At 68.7% G+C, this 19,008-nt stretch carries 24 protein-coding genes and 1 tRNA gene; 14 read left to right on the top strand and 11 right to left on the bottom strand.

Annotated elements, in window-relative coordinates; translation table 11 throughout:
- Window positions 1-15: 15 nt before the first annotated feature.
- From AC1RSK_RS00380 to AC1RSK_RS00360, 5 genes are all read left to right on the top strand, one after another.
- A complete protein-coding gene (locus AC1RSK_RS00380; RefSeq protein ID WP_492904488.1) occupies window positions 16-390 on the top strand; it encodes a hypothetical protein in 375 nt (124 codons plus the stop codon).
- A 70-nt stretch (window positions 391-460) separates the two neighbouring features.
- Window positions 461-1,249, top strand: a complete 789-nt coding sequence (locus AC1RSK_RS00375; protein ID WP_492904486.1) for an ADYC domain-containing protein — start codon at window positions 461-463, stop codon at window positions 1,247-1,249.
- Between the two features lie 57 nt (window positions 1,250-1,306).
- The gene (locus tag AC1RSK_RS00370; protein WP_492904484.1) at window positions 1,307-1,591 is read left to right on the top strand and encodes a SemiSWEET family sugar transporter; all 285 of its coding nucleotides are present in this window, start codon (window positions 1,307-1,309) and stop codon (window positions 1,589-1,591) included.
- A gap of 66 nt (window positions 1,592-1,657) precedes the next feature.
- Window positions 1,658-2,452 carry a WecB/TagA/CpsF family glycosyltransferase gene (locus AC1RSK_RS00365; protein WP_492904482.1) on the top strand — a complete coding sequence of 265 codons (795 nt, stop codon included), beginning with the start codon at window positions 1,658-1,660 and terminating at the stop codon, window positions 2,450-2,452.
- 10 nt (window positions 2,453-2,462) lie between these two features.
- Window positions 2,463-2,846, top strand: a complete 384-nt coding sequence (locus AC1RSK_RS00360; protein ID WP_492904480.1) for a YybH family protein — start codon at window positions 2,463-2,465, stop codon at window positions 2,844-2,846.
- Here AC1RSK_RS00360 and AC1RSK_RS00355 read toward each other — a convergent pair.
- The 3 genes from AC1RSK_RS00355 to AC1RSK_RS00345 are packed head-to-tail and all read right to left on the bottom strand — an operon-like array spanning window position 2,819 to window position 4,897.
- Window positions 2,819-4,249, bottom strand: a complete 1,431-nt coding sequence (locus AC1RSK_RS00355) for an MATE family efflux transporter (protein WP_492904478.1) — start codon at window positions 4,247-4,249, stop codon at window positions 2,819-2,821. The genes AC1RSK_RS00360 and AC1RSK_RS00355 overlap by 28 nt on opposite strands.
- A gap of 8 nt (window positions 4,250-4,257) precedes the next feature.
- Complete coding sequence (locus AC1RSK_RS00350) at window positions 4,258-4,566, bottom strand: ACT-like domain-containing protein (protein WP_492904476.1); 309 nt, start codon at window positions 4,564-4,566, stop codon at window positions 4,258-4,260.
- On the bottom strand, window positions 4,556-4,897 hold the full coding sequence (locus AC1RSK_RS00345; protein WP_492904474.1) for a hypothetical protein: 342 nt from the start codon (window positions 4,895-4,897) through the stop codon (window positions 4,556-4,558). Before AC1RSK_RS00345 ends, AC1RSK_RS00350 begins: the two co-directional genes overlap by 11 nt.
- A gap of 347 nt (window positions 4,898-5,244) precedes the next feature.
- Here AC1RSK_RS00345 and AC1RSK_RS00340 point away from each other — a divergent pair, with 347 nt between their 5' ends.
- On the top strand, window positions 5,245-6,168 hold the full coding sequence (locus AC1RSK_RS00340; RefSeq protein WP_492904472.1) for a hypothetical protein: 924 nt from the start codon (window positions 5,245-5,247) through the stop codon (window positions 6,166-6,168).
- Here AC1RSK_RS00340 and msrA read toward each other — a convergent pair whose 3' ends face one another.
- From msrA to AC1RSK_RS00325, 3 genes are all read right to left on the bottom strand, one after another.
- Window positions 6,169-6,768 carry a peptide-methionine (S)-S-oxide reductase MsrA gene (gene msrA, locus AC1RSK_RS00335; RefSeq protein ID WP_492904470.1) on the bottom strand — a complete coding sequence of 200 codons (600 nt, stop codon included), beginning with the start codon at window positions 6,766-6,768 and terminating at the stop codon, window positions 6,169-6,171.
- A gap of 59 nt (window positions 6,769-6,827) precedes the next feature.
- Entirely contained in the window at window positions 6,828-7,370 is a 543-nt protein-coding gene (locus AC1RSK_RS00330; RefSeq protein ID WP_492904468.1) for a DUF4199 domain-containing protein, read from the bottom strand.
- Between the two features lie 105 nt (window positions 7,371-7,475).
- Window positions 7,476-7,898, bottom strand: coding sequence for a helix-turn-helix transcriptional regulator (locus AC1RSK_RS00325; protein ID WP_492904466.1), 423 nt, complete (start codon window positions 7,896-7,898; stop codon window positions 7,476-7,478).
- Window positions 7,899-8,004: 106 nt separating this feature from the next.
- On the opposite strand from AC1RSK_RS00325, the gene AC1RSK_RS00320 reads away from it, so the two are divergent.
- Genes AC1RSK_RS00320 through AC1RSK_RS00300 form a run of 5 tightly spaced genes read left to right on the top strand, consistent with a single transcriptional unit; the run spans window position 8,005 to window position 9,780 of the window.
- Window positions 8,005-8,328 (top strand): ArsR/SmtB family transcription factor, encoded by a 324-nt coding sequence (locus AC1RSK_RS00320; RefSeq protein WP_492904464.1) that lies wholly within the window; start codon window positions 8,005-8,007, stop codon window positions 8,326-8,328.
- On the top strand, window positions 8,325-8,756 hold the full coding sequence (locus tag AC1RSK_RS00315) for an SRPBCC family protein (protein ID WP_492904462.1): 432 nt from the start codon (window positions 8,325-8,327) through the stop codon (window positions 8,754-8,756). The genes AC1RSK_RS00320 and AC1RSK_RS00315 overlap by 4 nt, the downstream gene beginning before the upstream one ends.
- Before the next feature lie 15 nt (window positions 8,757-8,771).
- Window positions 8,772-8,984: a hypothetical protein gene (locus AC1RSK_RS00310; protein ID WP_492904460.1), complete on the top strand. Its 213-nt coding sequence runs from the start codon at window positions 8,772-8,774 to the stop codon at window positions 8,982-8,984.
- Entirely contained in the window at window positions 8,981-9,388 is a 408-nt protein-coding gene (locus AC1RSK_RS00305; RefSeq protein ID WP_492904458.1) for a DUF1801 domain-containing protein, read from the top strand. The genes AC1RSK_RS00310 and AC1RSK_RS00305 overlap by 4 nt, the downstream gene beginning before the upstream one ends.
- Window positions 9,389-9,399: 11 nt before the next feature.
- On the top strand, window positions 9,400-9,780 hold the full coding sequence (locus AC1RSK_RS00300) for a DUF1801 domain-containing protein (protein WP_492904456.1): 381 nt from the start codon (window positions 9,400-9,402) through the stop codon (window positions 9,778-9,780).
- Window positions 9,781-9,926: 146 nt separating this feature from the next.
- Here the strand turns inward: AC1RSK_RS00300 and aceB are convergent, their stop codons facing one another.
- From aceB to AC1RSK_RS00285, 3 genes are all read right to left on the bottom strand, one after another.
- Window positions 9,927-11,507 carry a malate synthase A gene (gene aceB / locus AC1RSK_RS00295; RefSeq protein WP_492904454.1) on the bottom strand — a complete coding sequence of 527 codons (1,581 nt, stop codon included), beginning with the start codon at window positions 11,505-11,507 and terminating at the stop codon, window positions 9,927-9,929.
- A 237-nt stretch (window positions 11,508-11,744) separates the two neighbouring features.
- Complete coding sequence (locus tag AC1RSK_RS00290; RefSeq protein WP_492904452.1) at window positions 11,745-11,972, bottom strand: hypothetical protein; 228 nt, start codon at window positions 11,970-11,972, stop codon at window positions 11,745-11,747.
- 26 nt (window positions 11,973-11,998) lie between these two features.
- Window positions 11,999-13,615 (bottom strand): isocitrate lyase, encoded by a 1,617-nt coding sequence (locus tag AC1RSK_RS00285; RefSeq protein WP_492904450.1) that lies wholly within the window; start codon window positions 13,613-13,615, stop codon window positions 11,999-12,001.
- Between the two features lie 135 nt (window positions 13,616-13,750).
- Here AC1RSK_RS00285 and AC1RSK_RS00280 point away from each other — a divergent pair, with 135 nt between their 5' ends.
- Both AC1RSK_RS00280 and AC1RSK_RS00275 read left to right on the top strand, forming a co-directional pair.
- Window positions 13,751-15,175: a helix-turn-helix domain-containing protein gene (locus AC1RSK_RS00280; RefSeq protein ID WP_492904448.1), complete on the top strand. Its 1,425-nt coding sequence runs from the start codon at window positions 13,751-13,753 to the stop codon at window positions 15,173-15,175.
- Between the two features lie 153 nt (window positions 15,176-15,328).
- Window positions 15,329-15,844: a hypothetical protein gene (locus tag AC1RSK_RS00275; protein WP_492904446.1), complete on the top strand. Its 516-nt coding sequence runs from the start codon at window positions 15,329-15,331 to the stop codon at window positions 15,842-15,844.
- Window positions 15,845-15,961: 117 nt separating this feature from the next.
- On the opposite strand, the gene AC1RSK_RS00270 is transcribed toward AC1RSK_RS00275, so the two are convergent.
- A tRNA-Arg gene (locus AC1RSK_RS00270) sits at window positions 15,962-16,038 on the bottom strand.
- Window positions 16,039-16,127: 89 nt separating this feature from the next.
- Window positions 16,128-17,150: a P1 family peptidase gene (locus AC1RSK_RS00265; RefSeq protein WP_492904444.1), complete on the bottom strand. Its 1,023-nt coding sequence runs from the start codon at window positions 17,148-17,150 to the stop codon at window positions 16,128-16,130.
- A 95-nt stretch (window positions 17,151-17,245) separates the two neighbouring features.
- Between AC1RSK_RS00265 and ggt the strand changes: the two genes are divergently transcribed.
- Window positions 17,246-18,964, top strand: a complete 1,719-nt coding sequence (gene ggt / locus AC1RSK_RS00260; protein ID WP_492904443.1) for a gamma-glutamyltransferase — start codon at window positions 17,246-17,248, stop codon at window positions 18,962-18,964.
- Window positions 18,965-19,008: the final 44 nt, after the last annotated feature.

The following is a 19,008-nucleotide window of genomic DNA, read 5'->3' as shown; positions in this document are numbered from 1 at the left end:
CAAGGAAACGCTCAGATGTTCAAGACCCTCACCCTCACCGCCGTCGCCGCCCTGTCCCTGGCCATCACGGCCCCCGCTCACGCCTCCATCACCGAAAACGGCATCCACCTCAACGGGACCTATAACGGCGGGGCCATCAACGGAACCATCAACGGCGGCGCTCTGAACGGCACCCTGAACGGCAGCGGCCAAAACGGCACCCTGAACGGCGGCGGTCTGAACGGGACCCTGAACGGCGGCGGCAACAACGGCACGCTGAATGGTGGTGGTCCCAACGGCACGCTGAACGGCGGGGCCATCAACGGCGCCGGCCGCAAGGCCCCCGTGGCCTTCGCCCCGAAGGTTCGGACCATCACCCTGTCGACCGGCGAGCGCATCGTTCTCGACTAACGAGACCCCGTACCATCGCCACCATGGCGGCCCCGCTCCGGCGGGGCCGTTTCCACAAGGAGCCGAGCTCATGAACCGCCTGCTGATTTCGCTGATGGCCTGCGTGATGGCCATTCTGGTCCAGACCCCGGCCCGTGCGGCCGAGGCGCCGAGGCTGCGCGTCGTCGGCCAGGCGTTCGAACTGGCGGTCGGCAACCGTCGGCTCACCACCGCCGATCTGGTCGGGGCGGAACTGGAGATCGAGGACCAGGGCGTTCCCCTGACCATCCGTATCGACAGCTTCAGCGACGCGCCGGAGCCGGCCAGGCTGCCGTTGCTTTCGATCAGCATGCGCAGGCCGGCCGACGGGGCCTGGGTTCCCTTCTGCGAGGCCGACGCCAAGGGCCGCCGGCTTGGCTTCCCGGTCGTCGGCCGCTGGACCGCCGAGGGTCGCTACGAAAAGGACCCCGACGCCTTCTTCCTGACCTGCACCTCCGGCGCCCAGGGCAAGTGCGTGCTGCTCGGCTATGATCCCGGCGGCAAGGGCCGGCGCGGCGAGGACCTGTCGCTGTTCTACGAAGCCTGCACCCACATGATCCGGGCCGACTATGACGGCCGGGGCGCGCCCCACACCCGCAACGGCACCCTGATCGACATCTACGACGACGCCGGCGTGCAGCTGACCGACACGACGATGGGCGGCGAGTACCGCTTCGAAGCGGGCTGGGGCCCGACCGGCGCGGTCTGCGTGGCCAAGACCCGGTTCGAAAACCTGCTGCCGCTGACGACGCTGCTGGAATCCCGGCCCGAGCTGGGCGGGACCTGCGACGAGGCCGAGGCCCGGCGCCGCGGGGCGCTCGTGTTCAACCGCTCCAGGTAGGCTCAAGGCAGGACCTGCCCGCTGGAACAGTGGGGGCGACCCCGCGTTTCGGCTGGCATGGACAAGGTCTGGATAGACGCCGTCGGCGTCGGCGCGGCGCTGTGTTCCATGACCAGCTTCACCCCGCAGATCTTCAAGATGTGGCGCGAGAAGGATGCTTCGGCGGTGTCCCTGCGCATGTTCGCGCTGACGGTGACCGGCTTCACCCTGTGGACGGCCTACGGCGCGATGTCCGGCAGCTGGCCGATCGTGCTCTCCAACGCCGTCTGCCTGGCGCTGTCGGCGGTGATCCTGGGGCTGAAGCTGAAGTTCACTCCTCCCCCAGGCGCACAGCGCCGTTAAGGGGGAGGATTTCTTAACCACGCCTCCTAACCGCGCTGAAAGCGAGGGGGCCTATACCGGTGTTCCATGGAACACGCCCTGCCCCACCTGAGTCATCGGCTTCACCTTCTCGGCGGCGAGGTCGACGCCTTGACGCCGGCCGGCATGCTGGCGGCGACTGAGGCCTTCGTGGCCGGCGGCGGCACGGCGGTGATCGCCAACCACAATGTTCACAGCCTGGCGCTGCTGGCGACCAAGCCCGAGCTGCGGCGCTTCTTCGACGACGCCGACCTGGTGCAGATCGACTCCGTGCCGATGATCGCCTGGGCGCGGCTGGTCGGCCTGGAGGTCGGGCCCGAGCATCGTTCGACCTATCTCGACTGGCGCGAGGCCTTCTGGGCCCGGGCGGCCGACTGCGGCTGGCGCGTCTTCCACGTCGGCGGGGCGCCGGGCGTCGGTGAGAAGGCCCGGCGGGCTATCCTCGAACGGCATCCCGACGTGCAGCTGGCCGAGCACCACGGCTACTTCGACGTCGAGGGGCTGGAGAATCACGCGGTTCTGCGCCGCATCGCCGAGTTCGGGCCGGACGTCATCCTGGTCGGCATGGGCATGCCGCGCCAGGAGGCCTGGATCGCCGCCAACCAGCATCGCATCGGCCGGGGCGTCTTCTTCCCGGTCGGCGCCGCCTTCGATTACGAGGCCGGCGAGCAGGTCGCCGCGCCGCGCTGGATGGGCCGCCTCGGGATCGAATGGCTGTTCCGCCTGGTCTCGCAGCCGGCCCGGTTGGCCTATCGCTACCTGATCGAGCCCTGGGTGCTGACCCCCGCCATGCTTGCCGACCTGAAGGCCGCCGCCCTAGGCCGCAACCACCGGGCGTTCTAGTCTTGGGCTCATGCCCTCGACGCAAGACGCCATCCGCGCCCGCCGCCGCCTGACCAACAAATTCATCGCCGCCCATGAGGCGCGGCGACTGGCGCCCTTCTTCGCGGCCGACGCCAACCTGATCGGCGGCGAGGGCGGGCTGATCGTCGGGGCGCGGGCCATCGTCGAAGCCTTCGCCGCCCAGTTCGCCGATCCGGGCTTCATCGCCTATGAGCGCACGCCCGTGGAGGTGACGCCCGACCACGAAGACGCCCGCGCCGCCGAGCGCGGAACCTGGGTCGGGCGCTGGAAGGACCAGACGCTGGGCGGTGACTACCTGGCCGTCTGGCGCAAGGCGACCGGCCAGTGGGTCATCGAGCAGGAGCTCTACGTCACCTTGACCCGCGAGGGCTGAGGACCCCAGGGCGTCAGGGCGATCGAAGCCGCCGTCAGGCTTCCCATGGCCACCATGCCGGCCGCCACCAGAGCGAACAGGGCCCAGCTCGGCGCCTCGAACTGGATCAGCAGCCAGCCGCCGATGGCGATCAGCAGCAGCCGGGCGGTGCCGGCCAGCAGCGGGCCCCAGACCCGGCCGGCCCCCTGGCTGGAGAAGTAGAGGGCCAGGCTGAGGCCGAAGAAGATGAAGGCCGGGCCCGCGAACCGCAGATAGAGGGCGGCGGCGGCCTGCACCCCGAGGTCACGGGTGAAGATGCCGACCCACAGCTGCGGGAAGACGGCCAGCAGGATGCCCAGCGAGCCGAGGCCGGCGGCGGCGATGGCCCCGGCCGTCCAGGCCACCTTGCGGGCCCTGGCCACGTCGCCGGCGCCGATGGCCAGGCCGACCATCGGCAGGGAGGCGACCCCGACCGAGAAGGCGATCGGCACCAGCAGGAACTCCAGCCGCGAACCGATGCCGTAGCCGGCCAGGGTCTCGACCCCGAAGCGGGCGGCGATGGCGGTGATCACCAGGATGGCCCCGACCGTCTGGATCGGCGACAGCAGGCCGGGCGCCCCGACCCGCAGGATGTCGGCAAACAGCTCCCGGCGCAGCGGCCCGGAGACGACGAGCGGAACCTTGGCCCCCTTCGAGCGCAGCATCAGGAACATGACGCTGGCCCCCAGGGTCCCGGCGATGGCCTGGCCCAGGCCGACCCCGACGATGCCGAGGCGCGGGGCCGGCCCCCAGCCGAAGCAGAGACTGCCGCCCAGCACCACTTGCAGCGCCGCCATCGACATCAATGCCACCGACGGCCGGACCATGTCGCCTGAGCCGCGCAGCACCGAGGCGAACATGTTGCTGAGCCAGATCATCACCGCCGACAGGAAGACGATGCCGCCATAGGCGATGGCCAGCCGCAGGATCTCGCCGCGACCGCCCAGCAGATGGAACAGCGGCGCGGCCAGCAGGCTGAGCACCAGGGTGAAGCCCAGGCCCATCCCCAGGCCGATGACCAGGGCATGGCGCGCCAGGTCCCGCGCCCGCGCCTCGTTGCCGGCCCCCAGCGCCCGGCTGATGGCCGAGGAGACGCCGCCGCCCATGGCTCCGGCGCTCATCATCCCCATCAGCATGATGAAAGGCAGCACCAGCGCCGCCGCCGCCAGCGGCTCGGCGCCCAGATGGCCCAGGTAGGCGGTCTCGGCGATCGACACCGCCGTGGTGGCGACCATGCCCAGGAGATTCGGTGCCGCCAGCCTGACCAGGGTCGAAGCCACCGGCGCGGTCAGCAGCGGGTTGAGCGGAATCGGCGGTGGCGGGGCCGCGCCGGGATTGAACACGGGCGTTGCGACGGCTTCCAGACTGACGACCGGCTTGTCCATGCCGCAGACTAACCCGTTTCTTTTGACAACGCATAGGGGGCGCTGCGCCAGCCGAGGCCGACGCGACGAACCGCCGCCAGCCCGTCCAGCCGTCGGGCGATCAGTTCGGCCCGCTCCGAACTGACCCCGCTGGCCTCGATGGCGATCGACAGGCCGGCCGGACCGGGGTTCAGCTGGATGCCGGTGATCTTCGCCTCCTGCACGGCGAAGGGCCCCAGCACCCGGATCAGGGTGTCGGCCTCCTCGTGCACATCGACCACGAAGGTGTGCAGCCGGTCCTCAGCTGTCCATTTGAGCGGTTTGGCGTCATCCGGCATGGTCGGCTTCCCCTACCAGGTAGCTCTTGCGCAGCAGCACCCGGCCGGCCTCGTCGAAGGCAGCCAGCCGCAGGCCGCTGGGCTCGACGTCGGCGGCCTCGCCGGCCCACATCAGCTCGCAGACCGGCGGCCGGGCGGGAAAGGCGGCCCCCAGCCCGGCCTCGAGGGCGAACAGGTCCTCCAGGCAGCCGGCGGCGTGCAGGGTCGCCTCCACCCGGGCGGTGACGGCGATCAGCTGCGTCCAGGCCAGGGCCTGGGCGAACCGCTGGCCGGCGAGGCGAGCGGGACTGCCCAGGTCCGCAAGGGCGGGGTCGGTAAGAGCTTCTGTCATCGTATCGGTCCTTTTGGGGTGACCGATGGGGCGCAATAAAAAACCCCGCTGCCTGTGAAGGGAGCGGGGTTGCGATCTTGCGATCCATCGGCGGTGCTTGTTAGGGCGCGCGCCTTCCCGTCCCTGGCGAGGGGGATTTAATCGACATCATAATGGTCATGGCGCGCGCCGACACAGCCGTCAGGGCGGCTGTGCAGAGGACGGCGAGGGTCAGACCAAGGGACATGTCGGCTCGGAGTGGGAACGCGAGAACGGCTGTAGCGTAAGCGCCATCGCGCGACAACCTCGCGCTTGCGGCCGGCGCCGCCGGCTGGCAGGGTCGCGGCCAGTTCCAAGGGGGATTTTCCATGAAGTTCGCAGTCATTCTCGCCGCCTGCGCGGCGGGCGTTCTGGCCACGCCGGTCCTGGCCCAGGAGGCCCCCGCGCCGGCCGCCGCCGCCTCTGGCCAGGTGCTGGCCGCCGGCGCGCCGGTCACCGTCGCCACCACCGCCATCATCAGCACCGCGGGCAACAAGACCGGCGACATGGTCGCCATGACACTGTCGGCCCCGCTGACCCTGAACGGCCAGACGGTCATTCCGGCCGGGACGCCGGTGGCCGGCCAGATTGTCCACGCCAACACCAAGCTGGGCGGCGGCCGTCCGGGCGAGATGCACATCGCCCCCCGCTACATCGAGTTCGGCGGCCAGAAGATCCGCCTGCGCGGCCTGCAGATCCATGTGCGCGGCAACGACCTTTCCAAGGCCTCGCTGTGGGCCATCGGCGGGGTCAAGGGCAGCGAGATCGAGGCCCCCGCCGGCCTGTCCGGCCAGGCCCAGCTGGCCGACGACGTGACGGTCGGCGCCGGCGGCCTGACGGTCACCCCGGGTGCGCCGGCGACGCAGTCCCAGGACTACATCATCCCGGCCAAGATCGGCCCGGCCAAGCCCGGCATGGGCCGCATCATCGTCTATCGGGAATCGGTGTTCGTGGCCGGCGGCTATCCGCTGGACGTCCGCTACGGCCCTGACTTCAAGGCGACCAACATGGGCACCCTGATCTCCGGCCAGTACCTGGTCATCGACGCCGCCCCGGGGACCCATGTGATCAGCACCCGCAAGGACGGGGCCGACCCGATCGTCATCGAGATCGAGCCGGGCGACGCCTACTTCGTCAAGGGCGTGGCCATGGGCCTGGGGGCCTCGCCGCCGACCATCATCACCAGCGTTGCCAAGGAAGACTTCGCCCTGATCTCCGGCTCGCTGAAGCCGCTGAAGGCGAAGAAAAAGTAGCTACTTCCCCCAGACCGCCCGCAGCCGCGCATCGCGGCCGCAGGCGGCGCGGTAGGCGTGGTAGTCGGCGGCGTTCCGTTTGGCGTAGTCGCGGTGGTAGGCCTCGGCCGGCCAGAAGGGGCCAAGGTCGAGGATCGGGGTAGCCATCTTGCCCCGCTTGAGCTTTCTGGCCGCCGTCGCCCGCGAGGCTTCGGCGGTCTTTCTCTGGGCGGTATTGGCGACGAACACCGCCGGCCGGTAGGAAGGCCCGCGGTCGCAGAACTGACCGCCGGTGTCGGTGGGATCGACCAGCTTCCAGTAGCGGTAGAGCAGGTAGTCGTACTGCAGGCGGGCCGGATCGTAGGTCACCCGCACGGCCTCGTAGTGGCCCGACCGCTCGCTGGTGACGTCCTGATAGCTCGGGTTCTTGACATGGCCGCCGGTGTAGCCGGACTCGACCTTCAGCACCCCCGGGATGCCGCGCATGTCGTTCTCCATGCACCAGAAGCAGCCGCCGGCGAACACCGCCACCTCCGTCTTCGGCAGCGGCTTGGCCAGCACCGCCGCCGGGATCAGCAGGGCCAACAGGGCGAAGGCCGCCAGCCGGATGAGTCGGAACATGCGCGTATCCTTGAGGTCTGGCCCAAAGATACGCGCAATCCCGGCTTTTGGTTGACCGCTCAGGTCGCGGCCTGGCGGGCCGGCAGGAAGCGGCTGTTGCGCAGCAGGGCGGCGGAGACCACCGAGACCAGCACCCCAACCGGCAGGATCTCCACCAGGGTCATCGGGATGCGGTAGAGCGGGTTCTTGTACCATTCGGCGAACTTGGCCATCTCGGCGGCGGTGGCGGCGATCTTTTCAGCGGACGCCCCCTTGGCCTTGAGCTCCTCGATCTGGGCGGCCGCGTAGACGCTCGGGAAATCGACCTGGCTGATCGCCTGGGCCAGTTCCCAGGCGGCCGCATAGAAGACGCTGGCCACGACGGTGATGCCGAGGCCAAGGCCCAGGGCCGGCCAGAACCTGATCACCCCGCCGCCACCCACGTCGCGCTGGCGCTTGATGGCGATGAACACCGTGCTGAGGGCGATCAGCATGATGGTGTAGCCCATCACCATGCCGCCCTCGTAGAGCGCCTTGCCGCCGGTGAGCGCGGTCATCAGGACCATGGGCGTGCCGACGATCACCCCGCCGATGACGCCGAAGATGAGAATGTTCCGAAGCATGTGAGCCTCCCCTTGGGTTTGAGGTTAGGCCCTCACAAGGCTTCAGGGAACCGCGCTCGCCAATCGCCCGAAAGGGTGATTTTCGCGACCTCACCCAAATGATTTTCAGGGCACCAGGCCGAGCTCGCGCGCCCGGGCGATGGCGTCGGTGCGGCGCTTGGCCTCCAGCTTCTCGAACAGCCGGGCCACATGGGTCTTCACGGTGTTGGGCGAGACGTGCAGGCGGACGGCGATCTCCTTGTTGGAATGGCCGGCCGCCAGCTCCTTGAGCACCGCCAGTTCGCGGGCGCTGATGCCCAGCGCCGCCTGGGCCTTGGGGTTGCCGTCAAAGGCGGCCGGCTTTGGACCGCCGAACAGCCTCGTCCCCACCCAGACGCCGAGGACCAGGAAACCGATGGCGGTCAGGACGATGTAGATGTCGCTGGAATGGGCGCGGGCCAGCCGGTTGTAGTCGAGCCACTGCAGCGCCAGGGCGCCGGCGCCAAGCACCGCCCCATAGACCGCCAGCCGCTTCCAGTCCCGCCACATGGGCCTGAGTGTAGGAGAAGAGCGCGCGGCGCACGAGGGCCTGCTTGACGAACTCATATCTCTGCGGTTATACGTCAACTCATAGCCACTGAGTTATCAATCTCCGATGTCGATCCTCACCGACCAGCTGTTTCGAACCCTCGCCGACCCGACGCGGCGCGCGATCTTCGAGGGCCTGTGCCGTGAAGGCGAACAGACGGTGGGCGTCATCACCGCCCGGGCCGGGGTGTCGCAGCCGGCCGTCTCCAAGCATCTGGGCGTTCTGAAACAGGCCGGCCTGGTCGGCGACCGACCCGATGGCCGGCAGACCCATTACAGCGCCCGGCCGGAAGGCCTGAGCGCCCTCAATGACTGGACCGACGAGATGCGCCGCTTTTGGCATCGCAAGCTCGACGGCCTCGAAGACCTTCTGAACAGGATGGACCAATGAGCGACACCGCCACCCAAACCCGCTCGGTTGTCGTCGAGCGCGACATCGCCCACCCGCCGGAAAAGCTGTGGCGGGCCCTGACCCAGCCGCACCTGATGGAGGAATGGCTGATGAAGAACGACTTCGCCCCCAGCGTCGGCCACCGCTTCACCCTGCGCGGCGAGTGGGGCGGGGTGCTGGACTGCGAAGTGCTGGAGGTCGAGCCCGGCCGCACCCTCGCCTACAGCTGGAACCACAGGCACGAGGACCCAGCCTTCGACCTCGACAGCGTGGTCACCTTCACCCTGACGCCGACCGGCGCGGGCACACACCTGCGCGTCGAGCAGGCCGGCTTCCGGCCGAACCAGAAACAGGCCTTCGGCGGTGCGCTGCAGGGCTGGCCCAACTTCCTGGGCAAATTGGAACAGGTCCTCGACGGCCTGGATTAAACCCGGAGGAAATCCATGAGCATGCTGATCCGTCAGACCCACCGCTGGCTGTCCATCGCCTTTACCCTGGGCGTCATCACCTACATCGTCGCCATGTCCGGCGGCCAGCAGCCGCCCATGTGGATGGGCCTGCTGGCCCTGGTTCCGCTGATCCTGCTCCTGGTCAGCGGCCTCTACCTGTTCGTGCTGCCCTATGCCGTGAAGTGGCGGGCCCGGGGGCGGGCGTGAGCGACAAACCCAAACTGCTTTCCGGCGGCAATCCGCAAATCGCCAAGGGCTACGGCGACGGGCCCGTACAGGCCTATATCGCCGCCATGCCGAGCTGGAAACGGCCGCTCGGCGAACGGCTGGACGCCCTGATCGAGGCCGCCGTCCCCGGCGTGCGCAAGGCGGTGAAGTGGAACTCGCCCTTCTACGGGGTCGAGCAAGACCTCTGGTTCCTCAGCCTCCACTGCTTCGACCGGTACGTGAAGGTGACCTTCTTCCAGGGATCCTCGATGGACCCCAAGCCGCCCGGGACCTCCAAGTACGAGGCGGTCCGCTACTACGACATCCGCGAGGGCGAGTTGGACGAGGCGCAGTTCAGCGACTGGGTGAAACAGGCGGCCAAGCTGCCCGGCGAGAAACTTTGAGGATCGATGCGATGACCGAAGCCACCCCCTCCCAGCTGATCGACGACAAGATCGCCGCCCTGGCCGACTGGCGCGGCGAGACCCTCGCCAAGGTCCGCCGGATCATCAAGGAGGCCGATCCCGAGGTCGAGGAGACCTGGAAATGGCGCGGCGTGCCGGTGTGGGAGCACGCCGGCATCATCACCACCGGCGAGGTCTACAAGGCCACCGTCAAGCTGACCTTCGCCAAGGGCGCGGCGCTACCCGATCCCAAGGGCCTGTTCAACGCCAGCCTCGAAGGCAACACCCGGCGGGCGATCGACATCCCGCAAGGCGCCAAGATCGACGAGGCGGCGCTGAAGGCGTTGATCCGGGCGGCCGTGGAGCTGAACACGGCCAAGAAACGGAAGTAGGCCCGCCTCCCCCACTACCGCTCATCCCGACGAAAGTCGGGACCCAGTGTCCACCGGCGGATGGGGTTTCGCTCTGATCAGCGCCAGCTCGTCATCTGGTTTGCCAGCTGGGCCCCGGCTTTCGCCGGGGTGATCGGTGAGGGGGGTCAATCGATCAGCTGGTATGCCGGCAAAGTCAGGAACTCCTCCAACGTGTCGGACAGCACCATCTGGACGAACAGCTGGGCGGCCTCCTCCAGCCGGGGCGAGGGGAAGTCGCGGCGCAGGGCGGCCATCTCGTCGGTCAGCAGGCTGACGAACAGCTCCGAGGTCAGATCGCGGCCGTCGTCGAGCTCGGCGCTCAGGCGCACCCACTGCCACAGCTGGGTGCGGCAGATCTCGGCGGTCGCGGCGTCTTCCATCAGGTTGTAGAGCGGCACGGCGCCCCGGCCCTCGATCCAGGCCTGGGTGTAGCGGATGCCGACGCGGATGTTCTCGCGCACCCCGTCCTCGGTGCGGCCGCCGGGATGCAGTTCCAGCATCTGGGCCTGGGTGATGACCAGGTCCTCGAGGCGGCGGTCCAGCTGGTTGGGCGCCGGCATTAGCCGGTCGAAGACGTCCATGGCCACCGGCACCAGGTCGGGGTGAGCTACCCAGGTGCCATCGTGGCCGGCGCCGGCCTCGCGCTCCTTGTCGGCCCGCACCCGGGCGAAGGCGGCGTCGTTGGCGGCCGGGTCGCCCTTGACCGGAATCTGCGCCGCCATGCCGCCCATGGCGAAGGCGCCGCGCCGGTGGCAGGTCTGGATCAGCTTCAGCGAATAGGCGCCCAGGAAGGCCTGGCCCATGACCATGGCCGAGCGGTTGGGGGTCAGGAAGGCCGGGTTGCGGCCCAGCCGCTTGATGACCGAGAAGATGTAGTCCCAGCGGCCGCAGTTGAGGCCGGCCATGTGGTCGCGCAGTTCGTGGATGATCTCGTCCATCTCGAAGGCGGCGGGGATGGTCTCGATCAGCACCGTCGCCTTGATCGTGCCGATGGGCAGGCCCAGCGCCGCCTGGGCGCGCAGGAAGACGTCGTTCCACAGCCGGGCTTCGAGATGGCTCTCGAGCTTGGGCAGGTAGAAGTAGGGTCCGGAGCCCTGGGCCAGGGCGGCGCGGGCGTTGTGGAAGAGGTAGAGGCCGAAGTCGAACAGGGCGCCGCTGACGGTCTCGCCGTCGATCTGCAGATGGCGCTCGGGCAGGTGCCAGCCGCGCGGGCGGATGATCAGGACGGCGGGGTTGGGGCCCAGCGCATAGGATTTGCCGGTTTTGGCGTCGGTGTGGGCCAGCTGGCCCGACCAGCGGTCCTTCAGGTTGACCTGCCCTTCGATCAGGTTGGCCCAGGTCGGGGCGGTGGCGTCCTCGAAGTCGGCCATGAAAACCTTGGCCCCGCTGTTGAGGGCGTTGAGGATCATCTTGCGGTCGACCGGGCCGGTGATCTCCACGCGGCGGTCCTGCAGGTCGGCCGGGATCGGGGCGACGGTCCAGTCGGCGGCGCGGATGGCGGCGGTCTGCGGCAGGAAATCGGGCAGGGCGCCGGCGTCGAAGGCCGCCTGGCGGACCTTGCGGGCGCTGAGCAGTTCGCGGCGGCGGGCGTCGAACGCGCGGTGCAGGTCGGCGACGAAGGCCAGGGCCTCGGGCGTCAGGACCTCGGCGGCGCGGCCCTCGACGGGGCCGGTGATCTGGATGTTGGCGGCGGTGTCGAGGGGCATGGGATTCTCTGGAGTGAGCAAAATGTCCCGCCCTGAACCCCAAAACCTTCCGCTCATCCCGGCGAATGCCGGGATCCATCCGCGTGATCTCGGTGGTGCAGGACTGGACTCAAGGACAAGACCGTCGGACGGGCCGGTCGTGACCAATCTGGCCACGCCGGCGCCCTACGAAATGGGTCCCGGCATTGGCTTGCGCCGAACTTCGTTTCGCCGGGATGAGCGGAATTTTAGCAGCCCTCAGGCCACCGCTTCCTTTTCCCGCACCGTCGGGACGATCTGGTCGCCCCAGTTGCCGGCCCCGTCGTGGCAGCGGGAGGCGCGGACCAGTTCCACCGAATAGCCGGCGTCGAGGGCCCGGCGCACCGCCTCGTTGAGGCGGTGGGAGGCTTCGGCGATGCGTTCGATGGCGCGCTCGCGGCTGTTGGAGTCCGGCATCGAGGCGGGGGTGAAAGCAGGCTTGGACATTGGAAGTCTCCTTGTCTCTGCGTGACTTAGGCGGCGGCGAACTGGTTCATGGTGTTGGCGTGGCCGCCGGCTTTCAGGGCCCGCTCGCCGGCGACCATCTCCTTGAAGGTGTCGCCGAGGTCGGAGCCGACCTCGTGCTGGTGCTTCACGGCCGAGACGCCGCGGCGGATCTCCTCGCGCTGCACCGAGTTGACGTAGGCCTTCATGCGGTCGTCGCCGAAATACCCACGGCTCAGCTCGTCCATCGACTTGGCGGTCAGGTGGAAGGTCGGCAGGGTGATCAGGTTGTGGAACACCCCGGCCCGAGCCGAGATGTCGGCCTGGAAGTTGGCCAGGCGACGGTCGGTTTCGAGGCCCAGCTCGTCGGTGTCGTAGTCGGCCGACATCAGCTTGATGCCCTCCGGATAGGCGTCCTCGGCGATCCTGCCGCTGGCGATCCATTCCTTGCGGACCTGGCCGCGCAGGTTGAGGGTCCAGTTGAAGGACGGGCTGTTGTTGTAGGTCAGCTTGGCGTCCGGCACGGCCTTGCGGACCTCGGCCACCATCGAGGCGATCTCATCGACGTTGGGAGTGTCGGTCTCGATCCACAGGAGGTCGGCGCCGCCCTGGGTCAGGGAGGCGATGCAGTCCTCGATGACCCGCTGGCGGCCGGTTCCGTCCTGGAAGGCGAACAGGCCGTTGGGCATGCGCACCGGCTTGACGAACTCGCCGCCCTGGTAGAGGGCAATCTCGCCCTCCTGGATCGGGTTTTCAGCGGTGATGACCTCGGTCTTCAGCCACTTGATGTAGTCGGAGGCCAGGTCGCCCGGCTGCTGGCTGACCGGCACCTTCTGGGTCAGGCCGGCGCCCAGGCTGTCGGTGCGGGCGACGATGACGCCCTCGTCGACGCCCAGCTCCTCGAAGGCCAGGCGGCAGGCCCGCAGCTTCTCGATAAAGTCCTCGCGCGGCACGGTGACCTTGCCGTCCTGGTGGCCGCACTGCTTGGCGTCGGAGACCTGGTTCTCGATCTGCAGGCAGCAGGCGCCGGCCTTGATCATCTCCTTGGCCAAGAGGTAGGTGGCGTTCTCGTTGCCGAAGCCGGCGTCGATGTCGGCGATGATCGGCACGACATGGGTCTCGAACTCGTCGATGGCCTTGATGGCGGCGCGTTCGCCGACCTCGTCGCCGCTCTTGCGGGCTTCGCGCAGGATCTTGAACAGGTCGTTGATCGCCACCTCGTCGGCCTGGCGCAGGGAGACGTAGATCTCCTCGATCAGGTCGACGACGGCGGTCTTCTCATGCATCGACTGGTCGGGCAGATGGCCCCAGCGGTTGCGTAAGCCCGCGACCATCCAGCCGGACAGGTAGACGTAGGCGCCCTTGGTCGTGCCGCGCAGGCGCTTGACCGACTTGATCATCTGCTGGGCGTGGAAGCCCGACCAGCAGCCCAGCGACTGGGTGAACTTCGAGCTGTCCCGGTCGTACTCGGCCATGTCGGCCCGCATCACCCCGGCCATCGATTTGGCGATGTCGAGGTGGGTCGAGAAGGTGTTCTGCATCTTCAGCTGGATGATGTCGTCGATGCCGACGCCGCCCGAGGTCTGGCCGTCGGGGTAGCGGCGGAGGAGGGCGTCGCGGTGTTCGGCGTAGGTCTTGCGGGTCATGGTCTCGTCCGGGAACTGGAAGGTGGCGCGTTGAAAGCGACCTAACGGCAGGGCCCGGCGCGAGGCGAACCTATTGAAGACGATTTGTCGTAAATTGACTTTGTAGAGTCTGTAAATTTATGACAACATGACTGAATGGCGACGACGGACAAGAAGCTCTTCCTGGGTGGGCGGCTGAAGCGGCTGCGCCGCGACCTGGGCGCGACCCAGGCAGCGATGGCCGAGCAGCTGAAGGTCTCGCCCAGCTATCTGAACCTGCTGGAGCGCAACCAGCGGCCGGTGACGGCCCAGGTGCTGCTGCGCCTGGCCGACGCCTATGACCTGGACCTGCGCAGCCTGTCGGCCGACGAGCCCGGCGGCGGGGTGGGCCTCGACGAGGTGCTGGCCGACCGCCTGTTCGCCGACCTGGCCATCAACCGCCACGAGACCGCCGAGGTGGCCGAGTTGTCGCCGAGCCTGGCCGAGGCCTTCGTGCGCCTCTACCGCGCCTATCTCGACCGCGGCAACCTCATCGACCTGTCGGCCTTCGAAGGCCGCGACGACGTTCCGGCCGCCCCCCACACCACCCCCACCGACTGGGTCCGCGACCTGGTCAGCGCCCAGCGCAACCATTTCGCCGAACTGGAGACCCTGGCCGAGGCCCTGCTACGAGAGATCAAGGCCGACCAGCGCGACTTCGCCCCCTCGCTGCGCGAGGGCCTGCTGCACCATTGCGGGGTCAAGGTGCGGGTCATGCCGGTTGAGGTGATGAGCGGTACGCTGCGCCGCTACGACCAGCACCGCAAACAGCTCCTGATCGCCGAGACGCTCGCCCCGGCCAGCCGCACCTTCGCCATGGCCTATCAGCTCAGCCTGCTGGTCCATGGCGAGGCGATCAGCGCCATCGCCGACCGCTTCACCCCGCCCGACCGCGCCACCCGCCAGCAGCTCAAGGTCTTCCTCGGCAACTACGTGGCCGGGGCGATGATGATGCCCTACGACAAGTTCCTCGCCGCCCTGGAGGAGACCGGCTACGACATCGAGCGGGTGCGCTCGCGGTTCGGCGTCAGCTTCGAACAGGCGGCCCAGCGGATGACCACCCTGGCCCGCTCCGGGGCCCGGGGCATCCCCTTCTTCATGCTCAGGGTCGACGCGGCCGGCAACATCTCCAAACGCTACGCCAGCGGCCCCTTCCCCTTCTCCCGGTTCGGCGGCACCTGCCCGCGCTGGAACGTCCACGACAGCTTCAAGACCCCGGGCCGCATCGTCACCCAGGTGATCGAGACCCCGGACGGCGAACGCTACTTCACCCTCTCGCGCACCGTGCGCCGCGTGGCCGGCCTGCTCGGCGGCCTGGAGGACGAACTGGCCATCGGCCTGGGCTGCGAGCTCAAGCACGCCGCCAAGCTGGTCTACGCCAAGGGCCTCGACATGGCCGCCCCGGCGGTGGTGGAAGTCGGCCCCGCCTGCCGCATCTGCGAACGCCGCCAGTGCCCGCAACGGGCGGCGGCGCCGGTGAACCGGACGCCGCTGGTGGAGGAGACGGTGAAGAGCGTGTCGTCGTTTCCGTTTTTGGCGTAGACACTTCGAAAGCTCAATCATCGAAGCGTCAGCGGGTAGTTCCCATTCTGACTCAATTCCACTGCTCAAGCTGGCTGCAATGCCCTTGGGTTCGAAGCTGACGACGCCCATCTATCGACTTCGAAGCCAAGACTTCCAACGAGAGGGCGAGGAATGAGCGACGACGAACAGGCTCCGCGCAAAGTCTATTGGGCTGGCAGGCAGTGGTGCGTGACTGACTTCGGCATAGAGACCAATGATCCGTTTGATTATTCGGTCGAGGCTGACGAATTGGGGCGCCTTACGGAAGGTGCCGGCAGGCCGATGGCCGAGAGCTTCCGACACGTCGCCGAAAAGACTTGGGTAGACATCGAGGATTTCGCAGCGGCCTTCGCGCTTGGGACCCAGGTACACGCTGGCAAGTTCCCTGCTCTTCCGGAGACAGCCCTGATAAATGCCATCTCGGATGCGCGGCAGGGCAGATGGGAGGCCAAGGCGTTCGATCAGGCCCAACGAGATGCAGGCCAAGATCCAGACATGGGCCTAGAGATCGGCGACTATCCGCAGTTCGAGGCGGTGACTCAGGAAGCACTCGAACGGCATTTGGCAACCGGTGCCTCATTCACATTCGTGGATGACCCCGCTCCGACGGAAACGTGGGCGGAGGATGACGAGATCGAATACCAATGAGGTTCGTCGCGCCCAAAGCAACGGTCCCGACCGGGGCAGCGGACCGACCAAGCCGACCGAAAACCTGACGGTCGATCCCGTTCAGCCCTGAGGCGACCGGCAATGTCAGGAAGAAAATGGCGCGCCCGGAACGATTCGAACGTCCGACCCTCAGATTCGTAGTCTGATGCTCTATCCAGCTGAGCTACGGGCGCGCACTTCGCAGGGGTCCCGTAGGGGTCCGGCGAGGGCGCGGAACCTAGTCGCGGCGGATTAGAAAGGCAAGCGGGTCAGACCGCTTTTTTCACCGGCCGTTTTTCCAGCAGCGGATGTCGCTTCCCGGCCAGGACGTGGCCTCATAGACGCCCCGCGCGATGGCCCGGGCCAGGACGTCGGCGGCCAGGGCGCCGATGCGGGCGACGGCCATGGGGGCGGGCTCGTCCAGGGGGCGCTGGGCGGTCGAGAGGGCGAAGACGATGTCGCCGTCGAAGGGGGCGTGGGCCGGGCGGATGGCGCGGGCGAGGCCGTCCTGGGCCATGATGGCGACGCGTTTGGCGTCGCCGGGAGACAGGATGGCGTTGGTGGCGATGACGGCGATGGTGGTGTTCTGGCGCAGGCCCGGGTTGGCTTTCGACAGGTTCCAGTCGTCGGCGGCGCTGGTCAGGCCGGCGGGGCCGAGGCCCCCGAACTCGCCGTCCAGTTCGAAGGGGGCGGCCCAGAAGGTGCGGTCGTCGCCGGCCGTCACCGAGCCGTAGGAATTGACCCCGGCGATGGCCCCGACGATGAGGCCGTCGTCGGTGACGATGCTGGCGCTGCCCGTGCCGCCCTTCCAGCCGCCGGCCTTGGCGCCGTAGCCGCAGCCGGCGGTGCCCAGCGCGATGTCGAGGCCGGCGGCCTGCGCCGCCTCGATGCCGAGGCGGCGGTAGGGCGGCTCCAGGCCCCAGGCCTTGTCGCCGTCGTTGGCCATGTCGAACAGGATGGCGGCCGGCACGATGGGGGCGCGGGGCACGTCCGCGTTCTGGGAGACCAGATAGCCCCGGCCGTTGGCGCCCAGCCAGGCGGCGACGCCGTCGGCGGCGGCAAGGCCGTACATCGAGCCGCCGGACAGCACGACGGCGTCGATGCTGGCCCCGATCAGGTTCTCAGGGTTGAGGGCGTCGGTCTCCCGCGTGCCGGGTCCGCCGCCGCGCACATCGACGGCGCAGACGGCGCGCTCGTCCGGCAGGATGACGGTGACGCCGGTGCGGACCCGCGCGTCATGCGCCTGCCCGACCTTCAGGCCGGGCACGTCTGTTAGGCAGTTGCGCGGTCCGGGGCGAGCAGGCATCGGAACTCCGGGGGCTGGAGGGGTTTAATCGCCCGCCGGACCGTTGTTGTCCATCGCGTCGCCGTTATGGTGTCGAGCCTGCTGCTGGAGAGCCCATGCGTCCCCTGATCGCCGCCGTTACGGCCCTGTCCCTGCTGCTGTCGGGCTGTTCGACCTTCGCGGCGAAGCCGGAACCTGTCGCCGCCTCTCCCAATCCCGGGAGTGGTCCGGTGATGGTCGCCGCCGCCAACCCGCTGGCGGTCGAGGCGGGGCTGGCGGTGCTCAAGCGCGGCGGCAGCGCCGTCGACGCGGCGGTGGCGGTGCAGGCGGTGCTGGGCCTGGTCGAGCCGCAATCGAGCGGCCTGGGCGGCGGCGCCTTCCTGATCCACTACGACGCCGAAACCAAGGCGGTCACCGCCTACGACGGACGCGAGACGGCGCCGGCCGGGGCCGATGCGAAGATGTTCCTCGGCGAAGACGGCAAGCCGATGAACTTCATCCAGGCGGTGCTCAGCGGCCGCTCGACCGGCGCGCCGGGCGCCATCGCCATGCTTTACTACGCTCAGAAGGAACATGGCGTCCTGCCGTGGAACAGCCTGTTCGGCGACGCCGAGCGGCTGGCGACCGACGGCTTCACGGTCAGCCCGCGGCTGGCCGGCATGATCACCTCCGTCTTCCCGATGTCGAAGACGGCCGACGCCACCCGCTATTTCACCAAGCCCGACGGCAAACGCTACGTGGCCGGCGATGTGCTGAAGAACCCGGACTACGCGACAAGCCTGCGCCGCATCGCCGCCGAGGGGCCGGACGGCCTGCTCAAGGGGCCGCTGGCTGAGGCCATCGCCGCCAAGGTGGCCGAGGGCCCGGCCCCCGGCAGCCTGAGCACCGCTGATCTCGCCGCCTACAAGCCGCTGAAGAAGAAGGCCCTGTGCGCCCCCTACCGGGCCTATCTGGTCTGCACCGCCCAGCCGGTCTCCAGCGGCGTCAGCCTGCTGCAGGCGCTGAAGCTGCTGGAGCGCACCGACATCGCCGACCGGGGGCCGGCCGACCCGGTCGCCTGGCTGCAGATCGCCCAGGCCGAGCGGCTGATGTACGCGGACCGCGACCGCTATGTCGGCGACCCGGACTTCGTCTCGGTGCCGGTCAAGGGCCTGTTGAACGGCGGCTACCTGGACGAGCGGGCGGCGCTGATCGGCGACCGGCTTGGTCCGCCGCCGGAGGCCGGGGTCCCGCCGGGGGCCAAACCGCGCGGGCCCGACAAGACCATCGAGCCCGGCGGCACCTCTCATGTCGTCATCGTCGACGCCAAGGGTGACGTCGTCTCGATGACCACCACGGTCGAGAGCATCTTCGGCTCGGGCCGCATGGCCGGCGGCTTCTTCCTCAACAACCAGCTGACCGACTTCGACTTCAGCCCGACCCTGGCCGACGGCGTTCCGGCCGCCAACGCCGTGGCCCCGGGCAAGCGGCCGCGCTCGTCGATGTCGCCGGTCATCGTGCTGGACAAGGACGGCCGCTTCCTCGCCGCCGTCGGCAGTCCGGGCGGCTCGTCCATCCTGGCCTATAATCTCAAGGTCCTGGTCGGGGTGCTGGACTGGAAGCTGACCATGCAGCAGGCCATCGAGCTGCCCAACCTGATCGCCCGGGGCCCGGGCGTCAGCGGCGAGGCCGACCGCTTCGCTCCCGGGGTGGTCGCCGCCCTGGCCGAGCGGGGCCTGGTCCTGCGGTCCAACGGCAGCGAGAACAGCGGCCTGCACGGGGTGATCGTCCGCGAGGGCGGTCGCCTGGAAGGCGGGGCCGACCCCCGCCGCGAGGGGGTCGCCAAGGGGTTCTAGAAGGAAACGGGGACACATTGAATTGCCGCTGGCGCGGGCGCCAA

Source organism: Caulobacter sp. GW821-FHT11A05 (assembly GCF_058809015.1).
This window is presented reverse-complemented; position numbering and strand designations above follow the sequence as displayed.

Coding starts and splice junctions, on each gene's coding strand:
- AC1RSK_RS00380 (WP_492904488.1), top strand. CDS start 16: ATGTTCAAGACCCTCACCCTCACCGCCGTCGCCGCCCTGTCCCTGGCC.
- AC1RSK_RS00375 (WP_492904486.1), top strand. CDS start 461: ATGAACCGCCTGCTGATTTCGCTGATGGCCTGCGTGATGGCCATTCTG.
- AC1RSK_RS00370 (WP_492904484.1), top strand. CDS start 1,307: ATGGACAAGGTCTGGATAGACGCCGTCGGCGTCGGCGCGGCGCTGTGT.
- AC1RSK_RS00365 (WP_492904482.1), top strand. CDS start 1,658: ATGGAACACGCCCTGCCCCACCTGAGTCATCGGCTTCACCTTCTCGGC.
- AC1RSK_RS00360 (WP_492904480.1), top strand. CDS start 2,463: ATGCCCTCGACGCAAGACGCCATCCGCGCCCGCCGCCGCCTGACCAAC.
- AC1RSK_RS00355 (WP_492904478.1), bottom strand. CDS start 4,249: ATGGACAAGCCGGTCGTCAGTCTGGAAGCCGTCGCAACGCCCGTGTTC.
- AC1RSK_RS00350 (WP_492904476.1), bottom strand. CDS start 4,566: ATGCCGGATGACGCCAAACCGCTCAAATGGACAGCTGAGGACCGGCTG.
- AC1RSK_RS00345 (WP_492904474.1), bottom strand. CDS start 4,897: ATGACAGAAGCTCTTACCGACCCCGCCCTTGCGGACCTGGGCAGTCCC.
- AC1RSK_RS00340 (WP_492904472.1), top strand. CDS start 5,245: ATGAAGTTCGCAGTCATTCTCGCCGCCTGCGCGGCGGGCGTTCTGGCC.
- msrA (WP_492904470.1), bottom strand. CDS start 6,768: ATGTTCCGACTCATCCGGCTGGCGGCCTTCGCCCTGTTGGCCCTGCTG.
- AC1RSK_RS00330 (WP_492904468.1), bottom strand. CDS start 7,370: ATGCTTCGGAACATTCTCATCTTCGGCGTCATCGGCGGGGTGATCGTC.
- AC1RSK_RS00325 (WP_492904466.1), bottom strand. CDS start 7,898: ATGTGGCGGGACTGGAAGCGGCTGGCGGTCTATGGGGCGGTGCTTGGC.
- AC1RSK_RS00320 (WP_492904464.1), top strand. CDS start 8,005: ATGTCGATCCTCACCGACCAGCTGTTTCGAACCCTCGCCGACCCGACG.
- AC1RSK_RS00315 (WP_492904462.1), top strand. CDS start 8,325: ATGAGCGACACCGCCACCCAAACCCGCTCGGTTGTCGTCGAGCGCGAC.
- AC1RSK_RS00310 (WP_492904460.1), top strand. CDS start 8,772: ATGAGCATGCTGATCCGTCAGACCCACCGCTGGCTGTCCATCGCCTTT.
- AC1RSK_RS00300 (WP_492904456.1), top strand. CDS start 9,400: ATGACCGAAGCCACCCCCTCCCAGCTGATCGACGACAAGATCGCCGCC.
- aceB (WP_492904454.1), bottom strand. CDS start 11,507: ATGCCCCTCGACACCGCCGCCAACATCCAGATCACCGGCCCCGTCGAG.
- AC1RSK_RS00290 (WP_492904452.1), bottom strand. CDS start 11,972: ATGTCCAAGCCTGCTTTCACCCCCGCCTCGATGCCGGACTCCAACAGC.
- AC1RSK_RS00285 (WP_492904450.1), bottom strand. CDS start 13,615: ATGACCCGCAAGACCTACGCCGAACACCGCGACGCCCTCCTCCGCCGC.
- AC1RSK_RS00280 (WP_492904448.1), top strand. CDS start 13,751: ATGGCGACGACGGACAAGAAGCTCTTCCTGGGTGGGCGGCTGAAGCGG.
- AC1RSK_RS00275 (WP_492904446.1), top strand. CDS start 15,329: ATGAGCGACGACGAACAGGCTCCGCGCAAAGTCTATTGGGCTGGCAGG.
- AC1RSK_RS00265 (WP_492904444.1), bottom strand. CDS start 17,150: ATGCCTGCTCGCCCCGGACCGCGCAACTGCCTAACAGACGTGCCCGGC.
- ggt (WP_492904443.1), top strand. CDS start 17,246: ATGCGTCCCCTGATCGCCGCCGTTACGGCCCTGTCCCTGCTGCTGTCG.